This window comes from Pseudoalteromonas sp. SG44-17, assembly GCF_014164235.1.
Lineage (GTDB): Bacteria > Pseudomonadota > Gammaproteobacteria > Enterobacterales > Alteromonadaceae > Pseudoalteromonas > Pseudoalteromonas rhizosphaerae.
In genome coordinates, this window is the sequence record NZ_JACJEV010000003.1 from 210,880 (window position 1) to 224,708 (window position 13,829).

At 40.7% G+C, this 13,829-nt stretch carries 10 protein-coding genes; 5 read left to right on the top strand and 5 right to left on the bottom strand.

The window, feature by feature from the left end; genetic code table 11:
• Nucleotides 1-54: 54 nt before the first annotated feature.
• On the bottom strand, nt 55-3,162 hold the full coding sequence (locus tag H5182_RS03775; protein ID WP_182759557.1) for a VCBS repeat-containing protein: 3,108 nt from the start codon (nt 3,160-3,162) through the stop codon (nt 55-57).
• Between the two features lie 211 nt (nt 3,163-3,373).
• On the opposite strand from H5182_RS03775, the gene H5182_RS03780 reads away from it, so the two are divergent.
• Nucleotides 3,374-3,541, top strand: a complete 168-nt coding sequence (locus H5182_RS03780) for a hypothetical protein (protein ID WP_310736440.1) — start codon at nt 3,374-3,376, stop codon at nt 3,539-3,541.
• Nucleotides 3,542-3,605: 64 nt separating this feature from the next.
• On the opposite strand, the gene H5182_RS03785 is transcribed toward H5182_RS03780, so the two are convergent.
• The 4 genes from H5182_RS03785 to metA all read right to left on the bottom strand — a co-directional run bounded on the left by H5182_RS03785 (nt 3,606) and on the right by metA (nt 9,329).
• Nucleotides 3,606-4,364 carry a hypothetical protein gene (locus H5182_RS03785; RefSeq protein ID WP_182759558.1) on the bottom strand — a complete coding sequence of 253 codons (759 nt, stop codon included), beginning with the start codon at nt 4,362-4,364 and terminating at the stop codon, nt 3,606-3,608.
• A 319-nt stretch (nt 4,365-4,683) separates the two neighbouring features.
• On the bottom strand, nt 4,684-7,314 hold the full coding sequence (metH, locus tag H5182_RS03790) for a methionine synthase (RefSeq protein WP_182734662.1): 2,631 nt from the start codon (nt 7,312-7,314) through the stop codon (nt 4,684-4,686).
• Nucleotides 7,315-7,324: 10 nt separating this feature from the next.
• Entirely contained in the window at nt 7,325-8,392 is a 1,068-nt protein-coding gene (locus H5182_RS03795; RefSeq protein WP_182734663.1) for a homocysteine S-methyltransferase family protein, read from the bottom strand.
• Nucleotides 8,382-9,329 carry a homoserine O-succinyltransferase gene (gene metA / locus H5182_RS03800; protein WP_149982020.1) on the bottom strand — a complete coding sequence of 316 codons (948 nt, stop codon included), beginning with the start codon at nt 9,327-9,329 and terminating at the stop codon, nt 8,382-8,384. The genes H5182_RS03795 and metA overlap by 11 nt, the downstream gene beginning before the upstream one ends.
• A gap of 167 nt (nt 9,330-9,496) precedes the next feature.
• On the opposite strand from metA, the gene H5182_RS22520 reads away from it, so the two are divergent.
• From H5182_RS22520 to H5182_RS03820, 4 genes are all read left to right on the top strand, one after another.
• Complete coding sequence (locus H5182_RS22520; RefSeq protein ID WP_182759559.1) at nt 9,497-10,396, top strand: DMT family transporter; 900 nt, start codon at nt 9,497-9,499, stop codon at nt 10,394-10,396.
• 93 nt (nt 10,397-10,489) lie between these two features.
• Nucleotides 10,490-12,163, top strand: coding sequence for an energy-dependent translational throttle protein EttA (ettA, locus tag H5182_RS03810; protein ID WP_145241364.1), 1,674 nt, complete (start codon nt 10,490-10,492; stop codon nt 12,161-12,163).
• A 325-nt stretch (nt 12,164-12,488) separates the two neighbouring features.
• Nucleotides 12,489-12,851 carry a PilZ domain-containing protein gene (locus H5182_RS03815; RefSeq protein WP_182734665.1) on the top strand — a complete coding sequence of 121 codons (363 nt, stop codon included), beginning with the start codon at nt 12,489-12,491 and terminating at the stop codon, nt 12,849-12,851.
• 66 nt (nt 12,852-12,917) lie between these two features.
• A complete protein-coding gene (locus H5182_RS03820; protein WP_182731469.1) occupies nt 12,918-13,826 on the top strand; it encodes a histone deacetylase in 909 nt (302 codons plus the stop codon).
• Nucleotides 13,827-13,829 lie beyond the last annotated feature (3 nt).

Sequence of the window (13,829 nt, forward strand, 5' to 3'; positions counted from 1 at the left end):
AGCAACTGCTTTTATGAAAAAACCGCCACTTGGCGGTTTTTTATCTATAGTAAGTTATTTACTATAAATTTGTCGGCGTCTACCAAGAAGAGAAAACGATAGCAATGCAATTAGATAATAGATGCCACCACCTGAGCTTGAACTAGACTCAGATGAAGGCGCACCTTGCTTACCTTCAACATTCACGGTGACAGTTTGAGTCGCAGAGCTAGCAAACTTATCTTTAGCGATATAGCTAAAAGTAATCGTATGACTTTCTTCTTCTGTTGGAGTTAATTTAAACAACCCAGTATCAGCTTCAAAGCTAAAACTCCCTGAATTAGGCTCAGTAACTAGCTCATATTCAATCGTATCATCGTCATTATCTAGTGCTGAAAAACGGCCATTTACTTCGCTATTATAAGACGTTTTATAGGTTAAATTTTGAGCTTGTGGAGTCGTATTTTTAAACTCGATAACTACATTATGTATTTTAGTTTCTATTAAAGAATCTCTGACTGTATAGCTTACTGACACTGGCTCAAGTGACTCCCCACTTGGCGAAAATGTAACACTCCCAGATGCAGCATCGATTAACTGAATCTGCCCATGCGCAGGCGTATTTTTAATATCAAATACCAGATTTTCTTCATCTTCATCTAGCCCCTCAAGGTTAAAATTAAGTGGCGTATTCCAATGTGTTTGCAGTGTCATGTTATTTGCAACCGGAGCCGTATTTGTCAAATCTAATGTTAAACTTGCTACAGCCGAACGCGCACGCCCTTTAACGGTGTAGTAGTTAAGCACATCAGTACCGGTTGTAACTCCAGAAGGAACATAAGTCAACAATCCCGCTTTCCTATCACTGAACTCTACTTTGCCTAAGGTTGGTCTTTGATCCAATACAACATAATCAATATCATCAGCAACAGGTAAATCTATTTGAATACTTGATAACACGTGACCTGAATAGCTAATATTATCTGGTTTAGTTAAAGGTACAGCCGTTTGGTTAGAAAACACTTCTAATGACTTACCTGACAACAGTGTATAGTCAACATTATTGAACGTCGTACTTGCTAACCAACTAGCTTCGTTAGCTCTGTCGATCCTATATGAAATCGTATTATTATCTAAATCGTACTCACCAAATTGATCTGAACACGAATATTGCACAAATCCCGCTCTTACTGATACCAAGTTATTTAAAGTGCCTTGGCACACTTCAGCGATTAATGTTTCTTGACCGTTTAAAGCTACCTTATACAGCGACCCACTAGAGCTAGACGCTACTAAAGATTGTTCTCCGTTAGCAATAACATTAACTAAACCGTTAAAGCTTTGGCTTAGGGTAACCTTCATAATGGTATTGTTAGAATAATCATAACCAACTAGAGAACCATCCACTAAACTAACAATGTCGATATTGTCATTGTTAATAAAGCTTCCAGTTACTATTGAGCTCATTCCACGCCAAGAAAAACCCAAACTAGGCGATATTTTTAACACTTCCCCTGTTTGTCCATTTAAGACCTTGAAAAAATTCCCTTCACTGCCGGTATGTTCAGCACCATTGCCTACAATTATTTCTAGCTTGCCATCATTGTTGATATCAAACGCAGTTAACGCACTGACATAATCACCGCTACCAAGCTTTGTTTGAAATATCTCCTCACCACTATCAGGAGAAAAAACCTGAACATTTGCATCATATATTGCAGAACTACCAGAAATTATATAATTCTTACCGTCATTGAATAAATCAGCGGTAGTAATCAAAGTATTACTATCCCAGTCATTTTTCAGCTCAATATTTGTAAGAATTCTAGTTTTTGTTTTTGTATCAACAACATATAGAGAATTACTATCAGTTAGTGTGTAAAGTACATCTAAACTTCCATTATTATTGATATCAGCAAGCGCTAAAGATTTATTAGAATATTGCTTAATTTTTTTAGACCATTGCTTAGTTTTATCATCCACATTATGGATCTGAAACTCATCTTCACCTGAAGATGAATAACCCGCTCCCCAAGCAATATCCTGTTTGCCGTCACCGTTAAAATCGTCAACGACAATACCTGACACACCATGTCCAGGATTTTTTATACTCCAAAACTCAATACCAGTTGTAAGTGAAAGCGCGTACAACTGACCCCACTGGCCGTCACCGTAAACTAAATCATCGATGCCGTCTTTATTGATGTCTGCAACAATAACTTTATCAATATCTTGGCCACTCTGAGCTGTCCACAAAACTTTTTCTGTACTTGGGCTCAACATCTCTATGCTTTTCCAACTCTGCCCATTAATTACTTCGTCTAAGCCATCGTTATTTATATCCACTGCTATCAGGTGTTCGCCACTAGCATTTAAATTAAGTTGTTTATGCAGCACAAACGTATCATTTTCAAACCGAAAAACCGCACCATCACTAAATAGGATTTCTTTAACGTTAGCTTGAGTAAATGATCCCAGAACAAATTTTTGCTGTGCATTTTTAAGTGCTGCTAACTCAGACAGATCAAGAGCATTGAGCACTAACAGCTCATTGTTTCTATAAACAATAATCTCATCTTTGCCATCATTATTTATATCAAAAGCATCGACTGAATCAGCATTATAATAATCAAAAGTTAGCTCCGTGCTTAGTTCAACCTTTTGAGTGACTAAATTAACCTTTTTTAAAAATTTGCCTTCTAATACATATAAATAATAGGTATCAGTCACATTATCCTTTAACAGTGCTGTATCTTGAATACTGCTGTCAAAATCATAACGAGCTGTTACCTGATACTCATCCTTCGTATATTCAATGATATTAAAGCTGCTCTGTTGGGCAGATATAATATGCATACTATTCAACCCTGTTAGCGCTGTAACATATAAGCCTTTTTGACCCATAGAGTTGTCTAATGAGAAATCACGAAATACACTTGTAAGTTCAATATTTTGGTTGTTAGTAGCAGTTTGAAAAGATGTATTATTTTTTGAAGGTGTAGATAATTTAGCTTTTGTAGTTAAGCTATCGAAGTGTGACTTATCAAAATTTATTTTTTGACCGTTAACTAAAACAGCATCACCATAGGTATTTTCTTGAGTATTTTGTAAGTGTTCTGCATCAGTAGCATTTACTGAATAAGCACTCATCATGAGTAAAGTAAAGCAAGATAATTTAATCAATTCCCTAATCCTTTGTATTTTATTTTTAATTATAATGATCCATTAGCACCAGCATTATATAATCAAACATTTAAAAATAAAGAACCTATTAACAAAATTTAACAAAGGTTAACAAAGTTAAAAAGTGGCTAGCACCGAGTAATGCATAACCATAACTTCGCAAATTTAAAACCAAACTCAATGGCCAATAGGTAACGAACTATTCATATGTATCTTAAATCAACTAAAAGCAGATGTAGCTAAAGATTACTTAAGCGCACTTGAAGCCATTGACCCTGAGCTGATTAAACAAGCCATTGGCGGTGCTCGTTTTCAAGAGTGTTTTTTCACACATTGCCAAGACGATGCAATTGCGGCATTTGTTAAAGCGCGTATTTAATAAAATAGCGCCCTATATTTAAGGGAAGCACACTCCCCTTTTTTGCATCTAAGATAATTAACTTTTAACTTCCAGTGTTTATAATATCCTGAGACAAAATACGCTTATCGTCTTTGTATACTTCAAGCCAACCTGGTGGCGAGGTATCACAGCCGATCACTGTAACTTGTAATACATAGCTGTAACGGCCATTGTTAAATGTGTAGCTATGGTTACCACCGCTACCGTCAAACTTTATATCGCCATTAACTAAAACAATATCTGGTTTATCACTGAGTTTTTTATCAATACTCCACGATACATAGCGGAAGTTTCCATCCCCTAAGTCATCGATACGAATACGGAATTTAGCAGTTTGCCAATCTAAAATAGGCTCTGCAAAAGTATTAACACTTGGGGGCAGCGCTTGTTTATCAGCTGCTATTAAACGTTTCGCTAGCAACTGCTCTTTGGCTGTTTGGTAATTTATACCGATAATTTTACCGTTGCTATCAACCCAAACGATGCCACTATTTAGCATAATGCCGCGCCAGCCCACCTTATCCCAGTCAGTATCGATATTTGAATTGGCAATCTGTGCAGTCAGCTGCGGATCAAATACCTGCTCGAAACGTTCGACTAACTCAGCTTGATTATTAATAGCAGGCACTGGATAGCTGCGCTTTAACGGATAACTAACCAGCGCAGCAACCGCCGCTTTATCATCATCTTTAAACGCGGCAATAATAGATGAAATATTTTGATGATACTGCTGCTCAAGCGCAAACGTATTTGATGCGAAAAGTAGAGATAAGCACAGTAAAGTGAGATTTAGAAACTTCATGTGTAGCCCTTTAGTTAAAATATTGATTAATAAGGAGACGTAAAGAAACTAGGCGTTAGGTAAAAGTCAAAAACAATCCCCTTATACCTACAGTTATAATTACAGTTTTTAAGTCGTTGCGAATCATTATAAGTTTACGCCTAGATAAACTCATAATGCTATTTTGGTGACTTATCCCCTACCAACATGACTTAAATTGCATCATTGAATAACTCCACCAAACAAAGGTAATAAATCACCAGCTTATACAATTATTATTCATAAAAAAACGAGCCTAATTTGACTCGTTTTTACTTATCACTTACCGCTTAAAGCTGCCCTATTCCGGCTCATACCCCAAATTAGGCGACAGCCACCTTTCGGCCTCTTCCAGCGTCATGTTGGTACGTTTAGCGTAGTCTTCAACCTGATCCTTTTGTACTGCCGCTACGGCGTAGTATTTAGCCTCAGGGTGAGAGAAGTACCAGCCTGATACCGCAGCACCGGGCCACATGGCGTATGAGCTGGTGAGCTGCATGCCAATGCGCTTTTCAGTGTCGAGTAGTTGCCAGATTTTCTTCTTCTCAGTGTGCTCTGGACACGCTGGGTAACCGGGTGCTGGGCGAATACCTTGATAGTTTTCACGAATAAGATCTTCATTCGCAAGGTTTTCGTCTGGGGCAAAACCCCAATATTCTTTACGCACTTGTTCGTGTAAGTACTCAGCAAAGGCTTCGGCGAGTCTATCTGCCACCGCTTTTACCATTATTTTGTTGTAGTCATCTTGCTGTGCATCGAACGCATCAGCTAAGTCGTCTTCTTCAAGACCGCCTGTTACCGCAAATGCACCAAAGTAATCAGGCGTGCCTTTCGGGGCGATATAATCAGCTAAGCAGTAGTTAGCAAAGTCGGTTTTTTCTGTTTGCTGACGTAAATGGCACGATGTGGTTAATAGTTCAGCGCGAGTTTCGTCTGTGTATATTTCAATATCGTCACCCACGCGATTAGCTGGGAATAAACCAATTACGCCAAGCGGTTGCAAACTGCCAGACTTTTCAAGATCGTCTAACATGTCGTTAGCGTCTTTAAATAAGCTTTGCGCCTGCTCGCCAACCACTTCATCGGTCATGATACGTGGGTATTTACCAGCGATTGACCAGGTCATAAAGTACGGCGTCCAGTCTATGTATTGTCGTAAAGTGGCTATCGAGACATTTTTAAACTCTGTCACGCCCAGCTTTTTCGGCACCGGTGGAGTGTAATTATCCCAATCAAGCTTGGCGGCGTTGTCGCGGGCACGTTGAATAGTAACCGGTTTTGAACGTGGTTTTTTGCGTGCTTGCTGCTCGCGTACTTTGACATATTCAGCGCTGGTTTTTGCTAAAAATTCAGCTTTATGCTCTTTCGACAATAAGTTAGAAACCACGCCTACAGCGCGACTGGCGTTATTTACATACACCACGCCTTTGTCATATTGTGGCTCGATTTTAACGGCAGTATGCGCTTTTGAGGTAGTCGCGCCACCAATCAATAGCGGTAGTTCAAAACCACGGCGCTTCATTTCTTTGGCAACATGCACCATTTCATCAAGCGATGGTGTAATCAGCCCTGATAAACCAATAATATCGGCTTTTTCATCAATCGCGGTTTGCAGTATTTTATCTGCAGGCACCATTACGCCTAAATCGATAACTTCATAGTTATTACATTGCAGTACTACGCCAACAATATTTTTACCAATATCATGTACGTCACCTTTAACGGTGGCCATCACGATTTTACCGTTAGTAGCCCCTTCTTCTTTTTCTGCTTCAATGTAAGGGTCTAGGTAGGCCACTGCGCGCTTCATCACTCGCGCTGATTTAACGACTTGCGGTAAGAACATTTTACCTGCGCCAAATAAATCGCCTACCACATTCATGCCGTCCATTAACGGCCCTTCAATCACATGAATAGGTTTATCGGCAGCAGCACGGCATTCTTCGGTGTCTTCATCTATAAAGGTAGTAATGCCTTTAACAAGAGCATGTTCAAGGCGCTTTTCGACCGGCCAAGTACGCCATTCTAAATCCTCTACGCGTTCGGCTTGTGCCATGCCTGAGTATTTAGGTGCCAACTCAACTAAACGTTCACCTGCACCTGGATCGGTATTTAAAATAACGTCTTCAACGGCTTTTCGCAGCTCCGCTGGAATATCATCATACACAGCGAGTTGCCCTGCATTAACAATTCCCATATCCATACCCGCTTGAATTGCGTGATATAAAAATACTGAGTGAATAGCCTCTCGCACGGGGTTATTCCCACGAAACGAGAACGATACATTCGACACCCCACCCGACACTTTACAGTGTGGCAAGTTTTGCTTAATGCGACGTGTACCTTCAATAAATTCAACTGCGTAGTTGTCGTGCTCTTCAATACCGGTTGCTACCGCAAAGATGTTGGGATCGAAAATAATATCTTCTGGCGCAAAGCCAATTTCATCCACCAAAATGCGGTAACTACGCTGACAAATTTCAAACTTGCGATCGGCTGTATCTGCTTGGCCGTCGGTATCAAACGCCATAACCACTGCAGCGGCGCCAAAACGTTTAATAATTTTAGCTTGGCGAATAAATGGCTCTTCACCTTCTTTTAGCGAGATTGAGTTTACAATTGCCTTGCCTTGAATACACTTTAAGCCCGCTTCAATGACTTCCCATTTAGAAGAGTCAACCATAATTGGCACGCGAGAAATATCAGGCTCGGAGGCAATCAAATTTAAAAATTTCACCATGGCGGCTTTTGAGTCCAGCATGGCTTCATCCATGTTGATATCAATAACCTGTGCGCCGTTTTCTACTTGCTCGCGGGCAACATTAAGCGCGGTCTCGTAATCTTCTTCCATGATCAAACGTTTGAACATGGCTGAGCCGGTCACATTGGTACGTTCGCCAACGTTGGTAAATACTGCTATTTTTTGTGTCATCTCGGCTACCTTAGTTTAAATTACACGCTTCAAGGCCTGATAAGCGCATACGCACTTCAAGCTCTGGCAATAGGCGAGGTTTAACACCTTCAAGCCCTTTCGCAAATGCCCTGATGTGTGCAGGTGTGGTACCACAACAACCGCCAACAATATTGATAAAGCCAGACTTGCCCCAATCGATAATTTCTTGAGCCATTTCAGGTGCTTCTAAATCATATTCCCCAAACTCGTTCGGTAAACCAGCATTGGGGTGAACAGAGACAAAGGTTTCGCAAACACGCGATAGTTCTTCTACATATTGGCGCAATAAATCTGGACCTAGCGCGCAGTTCAAGCCAATTGAAATTGGCTTTATATGACGAATAGAATTATAAAATGCTTCGGTGGTTTGCCCTGACAGCGTACGGCCCGAGGCATCGGTTATGGTGCCAGAGATCATCACAGGCAACTTGCGCCCTGCTTGTTCAAACGCTTCTTCAACCGCGAATGAAGCCGCTTTTGCATTAAGCGTATCAAAAATTGTTTCTATCAAAATTAAATCAACACCACCTTCCATTAAAGCAAGGGTTGATTCAACATACGCGGTGACTAACTTATCAAACGTGACATTGCGATAACCGGGGTCGTTCACATCCGGTGAGATTGAACAGGTTTTTGAGGTTGGCCCTAAAACACCCGCTACATAGCGTGGTTTTGCTGGATTTTTAGCAGTAAACTCATCACAAATACTGCGTGCTAATTTAGCTGACTCTAAGTTTACTTCACGGCTGATGCTGGCCATATCGTAATCTTCCATCGAAATTGTAGTCGAATTAAAGGTGTTGGTTTCGATAATATCGGCACCTGCACTTAAAAAGCCACGATGAATATCAGCAATAATTTTTGGTTGTGTAATGCTTAATAAATCATTATTACCTTTAATTAGCACATGCCAGTCTTTAAAGCGCTCGCCACGGTAATCGTGTTCTTCTAATTTGTGTTCTTGGATCATGGTACCCATAGCACCATCAAGAATTAAAATACGCTGTTTTAACGCTTCAATTAACTCGGCGCTTTTGTTTTCTAAATTATTCGGCATAGTTGTTAGTCCTTACGGCTTGGCTAACTAAATTAATATCATAGGGTGTGGTTTGGTACACATAATAATTTAACCAATTCGAAAACAGTAAAAAGGCATGGCTTTGCCAAGTTTTCGACGGTTCGTTATCTGGGTTGTTCTCTGGAAAGTAATTTTCAGGCAATGGCGCATCAGGGCCTTTTTCTAAATCGCGCTGATATTCGCCTTTTAAAGTGTCTGCATCATACTCAGGATGCCCGGTAATATACACTTGGCTGCCGGATTTATTTTTTATTAAGTAAGCGCCCACTTGCTCTGAACCTGCCAGCACAACTAAGTCATCACAAGCGTTAATTTTTTCAATATCAATATGACCATAACGCGAGTGCGGCACTACAAAGGTATCGTCAAAACCACGCGTTAAGGCTCCATGTTCAAAGTAACACTTATGGGTAAACACGCCACAGAGCTTATTTTCTTTTAGTTCACGCTTTAGATTATAATGATGAAATAAACCCGCGTGAGCCGCCCAACACGAAAATAATGTTGAGGTTACATGCTGCTCCGCCCAATCTAAAATTACTTTTAGTTCATCCCAGTAGGCTACATCGTCATATTCTAAATGTGCCAATGGTGCGCCGGTAATGAGTAATGCATCGTAATTGTTGTCTTTCACTTCAGAGAAATAACGATAAAAAGTGTCTAAATGCTGCTCTGAATTGCTACTGCTGCGATGAGTGTCTAAACGTAGAAGCTCTACATTCACTTGTAAGGGTGAATTAGCGAGCAAACGAATAAATTGCACCTCGGTTTCTACCTTATTAGGCATTAAGTTTAAAATCGCCAAGCGCATCGGACGGATCTCTTGGGTTTTAGCGCGGCTTTTTGGCATTACGAATACGTTTTCTTGACGTAACTTCGCAATTGCGGGCAATTCATCTTTAACGGTAATAGGCATACTCATCTCCAAGGCATAATTAACCAATGGCTAATTATGAACGGATAGCTGGAAATTTCAACCTCTAGATGTTTAGATGTCCAAATGAATTTATTTTAGCTATTCTTTTGCATTCTAAAAACCGCTCGCCATAATGCGCCTGTTGATTTTATTTTAAGGTGGTAAACGTGATTGATTGGCTAGGCTTAGGAGAACTTTTTGCTATATTAGCAGCTATTGTTTGGGCGCTTTCGACCATTTTATATAAAGGTTTTAGCCATCACTTAACGCCTATGCAGCTAAACATCAGTAAAGGCGTGTTAGCAAGTGCCATGATGTTAGCGACTATTGCGATTACTCAAGACGCTGCACTACCACATCATCTGACAAGCTGGCTTTGGCTAATTGCTGGCGGGGTGATTGGGATTGCGATTGGCGATAGCGCCTATTTTACTGCGCTGCGAAATATTGGCCCTGCTCGCACGTTAGTTATTGAGTCCCTTGCTCCAGCCCTTGTGGGGGTTTTTAATATCCTGCTATTAAATCATTATTTATCGCCATTTGCATGGTGCGGTATTGTACTTACAACCATTGGCGTAGTAATAGCAATCAAGCCTGAAAAAACATTGCCACAGGTTGATCATCAACATTATCGCAAAGGTGTTTTATGTGCCCTTGCAGCTGCTATCTGCCAAGCGCTCGGTATGGTGATGTCTAAAGGCGCACTCAATAATGAGCATATGAGTAGCTTATGGGCGGCATTAATTAGATTAGCAGCAGGTACGATGACTGTGGCCTTAGTTGTTGCAGTATTTAAAAGCAGTGAATTTAAACAAGCACTAACTCTGAGGGGAATTAGCGGCAAACAATGGTTTTTTGCGGCTGTGTTTTTAGGCACTTTCCTTGGTTTATGGCTTCAACTTGGCGCAGTTAAATATACCGATCCAGCCATTGCACAAACGATTTTCGCAACCGCGCCATTAATTGTAATGAGCATTGGTTTTATAAAGCGCGAGCCCGTTACCAATAAAATGTTAATAGGCGGCTTGCTTGCTTTAATCGGTGTAGGAGTATTGCTCGCGAATTAGCACATTGTTATTTGGTTGATTCGTTGACTGTTTCACCTGTGAGCCACTACAATACAACATTGAAATTTTTATTATTATTTGAAGGCTCCTTCCATGGTTTTACCTGATAAGTTTATTTTCTCGATGAGTCGAGTATCTAAGGTTGTGCCACCTAAGCGCACTATCTTAAAAGATATTTCTTTGCATTTTTTCCCGGGCGCAAAAATTGGTGTACTTGGTTTAAACGGTTCTGGTAAATCAACGTTGCTACGTATTATGGCCGGCCTTGATCAAGAGTTTGAAGGTGAGGCATATCCTCAACCGGGCACTAAAATTGGTTACTTACCGCAAGAGCCTATTCTAGATGAAAGCAAAACGGTTCGTGAAACTGTGGAAGAAGCAGTCAGCGAAGTTAAAAACGCGCTTAACCGTCTTGATGAAGTATATAACGAATACGCGATGGAAGATGCTGACTTTGACGCACTAGCCAAAGAGCAAGGTGAGCTTGAAGCAATTATTCAAGCCCACGATGGTCATAACATCGACAACGTATTAGAGCGCGCCGCAGATGCCCTGCGCTTACCTGAGTGGGATGCTAAAATTGAATTCTTGTCAGGTGGTGAGCGTCGCCGAGTGGCTATCTGCCGCTTATTGCTTGAAAAACCAGATATGCTTATCCTCGATGAGCCGACTAACCACTTAGATGCAGAATCTGTAGCATGGCTTGAGCGCTTCTTGCATGATTACGAAGGCACTGTTGTGGCGGTAACCCATGACCGTTACTTCCTCGATAATGTAGCTGGCTGGATCTTAGAGCTTGACCGTGGTGAAGGTATTCCATGGGAAGGTAATTATTCTTCTTGGCTTGAGCAAAAAGATGCGCGCCTGCAGCAAGAGCAAAAGTCTGAAAAAGCCCGTCAAAAATCAATTGCACAAGAACTTGAGTGGGTACGTTCAAACCAAAAAGGTCGTCAAGCTAAGTCAAAAGCGCGTATGTCGCAATTTACTGAAATGCAGCAGTCTGATTACCAAAAACGTAATGAAACCAACGAGCTATTTATTCCACCTGGACCACGTTTAGGTGATCAAGTTATTGAAGTTAAAAACTTGAAGAAAAGCTTTGGCGATCGCGTGTTAATTGATGATCTAAGCTTTACTGTGCCTAAAGGCGCAATTGTTGGCATTATCGGTGCCAATGGCGCAGGTAAATCAACGCTGTTTAAAATGCTCAGCGGTGAAGACAAACAAGACAGCGGTGAAATTAACCTAGGTGAAACGGTTGAACTGGCAACCGTTGATCAGTTCCGTGGCAATATGGATGACAGCAATACTGTTTTCCAAGAAATTTCAAACGGCCAAGACGTACTAAAAATTGGTAACTTTGAATTCCAAAGCCGTGCCTATGTTAGTCGCTTTAACTTCAAAGGTAACGATCAGCAAAAATTTGTTAAGGACTTGTCAGGTGGTGAACGCAACCGCTTACACTTAGCTAAGTTATTAAAAGCCGGTGGCAACGTTATCCTGCTGGATGAGCCAACCAATGATTTGGACGTTGAAACATTACGTGCCCTTGAGAACGCTATTTTAGAATTCCCAGGCTGCGTTATGTGTATCTCGCATGACCGTTGGTTCTTAGACCGTATTGCAACACATATTCTTGATTACCGTGACGAAGGCCAAATTAACTTCTTCGATGGTAACTACACTGAATATGAAGAATGGCTTAAAAAGACCTTAGGCACTGCGGCTACGCAACCTAAGCGTATTAAGTACAAAAAGATAGGTTAAGTTCTAGGTTCTAAACATTTTTTAAGCCCCATATTTATGTGGGGCTTTTTTTATTAACCTGGAATATAGATCAGAGATTCACGATCCAGAGTTCAGCTTATACCAATCGTGTTAAGTTACTGACCATTTATAGCGACAGATAAATGGAGTGATAACAAGACATAAATTTTGACATGTAGTTGTTCTACATGAAAAATTTATAACGCAGTTAGCGCTTTATTTAGCTCGCTAGAATGGTTAAATATTTAAGTCGATTGGTATTAATTACACATGCTGACTAAAAAACAGGCTACACTTAATCCTAATACTCCTAAAAGGAATAATGATGGAAAACCGCCGACATTACACGCGCATTTTATTTTCAACTCCCGCGCATTTAACCAATAATACCCATAGTTACCCCTGCCAGTTGCTCGATATATCATTAAATGGCGCTCTAGTTAGTCGCAATAATGACTTTAACTTTACAAAAAACAGTAGTGCTATTCTTGCCTTTAAACTCCCGCAAAGTGAAGTAATCATCGCGATGACTGTCACTATTTGCCATATCGAACAACAACATATAGGTTTAAAATGTACCCATATTGATATAGATAGTATTACCCATTTAAAGCGTTTAATTGAGTTAAACCTCGCTGACGATACACTACTGCACCGTGAACTTGAGAGTTTGATCCACAGTGCGTAAAGCAAGTAACTGGATTGAAATTGCCCTGTAGGTTACCCTAGAGAAAATTCGCAACGCAATCTGACTATGGCTCTTAATCAACACTTACCGCTGGTTTATCACCCTAACTATTCGTTTAACTTTGATCCTAACCATCGTTTTGTAATGAGTAAATTTGCCCATTTATACCAACAAGTAAAAGCACTTGGTTTGGCGAATAGCAACCTAATCACACCTCAACTTGGCAGCCCTGAGGCGCTTGAATTGGTACATTGTGATAATTACATTCAAGATTTATGGCATAACCGCTTAGATGATAAAGCGATGCGTCGTATTGGGCTACCTTGGTCTGAACAATTAATGGCACGAACTTTTACCGCACCTCAAGGCACGTTGCAAACTGCGCGCTTAGCTCTTGAGCACGGCATTGCATGCCATTTAGCCGGCGGTACACACCACGCTCACAGCGATTTTGGCTCTGGCTATTGTATGGTCAACGACTTAGCCTTTACTGCTCAAACGCTGATTCAATCAGCTGAAGTGACCAATGTATTGATTTTTGACTTAGATGTACACCAAGGCGATGGCACCGCAGCCATATTACAACACCAACCTTATGCATATACCTGCTCGATTCATTGTGAAAAGAATTTTCCATTTCGCAAATCCGCCAGCGATCTCGACATTGGTTTAGCTAATAATATGCAAGATGATGAATATTTAGGGGTTGTTGATGATACCTTGCGCTTTTTACTCAGAGAACTTAACCCTGATTTAGTGCTGTATGATGCCGGAGTTGATATTTGGCAACAAGATGGCTTAGGTAAGCTTGATGTTAGCTGGCAAGGCATTGAAAAACGTGATCACTTAGTGTTTAAGCGCTGTATTGAGCACAATACGCCAGTGGCAAGCGTGATTGGCGGAGGTTATGACAGAGATCACTTGCGCCTTGCAAAACGCCACGCAATTGTTATAGAGCAAGCTGCGCTGTTTTAAAAG

Coding starts and splice junctions, on each gene's coding strand:
- H5182_RS03815 (WP_182734665.1), top strand. CDS start 12,489: ATGGAAAACCGCCGACATTACACGCGCATTTTATTTTCAACTCCCGCG.
- ettA (WP_145241364.1), top strand. CDS start 10,490: ATGGTTTTACCTGATAAGTTTATTTTCTCGATGAGTCGAGTATCTAAG.
- H5182_RS03820 (WP_182731469.1), top strand. CDS start 12,918: ATGGCTCTTAATCAACACTTACCGCTGGTTTATCACCCTAACTATTCG.
- metA (WP_149982020.1), bottom strand. CDS start 9,329: ATGCCTATTACCGTTAAAGATGAATTGCCCGCAATTGCGAAGTTACGT.
- metH (WP_182734662.1), bottom strand. CDS start 7,314: ATGACACAAAAAATAGCAGTATTTACCAACGTTGGCGAACGTACCAAT.
- H5182_RS03795 (WP_182734663.1), bottom strand. CDS start 8,392: ATGCCGAATAATTTAGAAAACAAAAGCGCCGAGTTAATTGAAGCGTTA.
- H5182_RS03785 (WP_182759558.1), bottom strand. CDS start 4,364: ATGAAGTTTCTAAATCTCACTTTACTGTGCTTATCTCTACTTTTCGCA.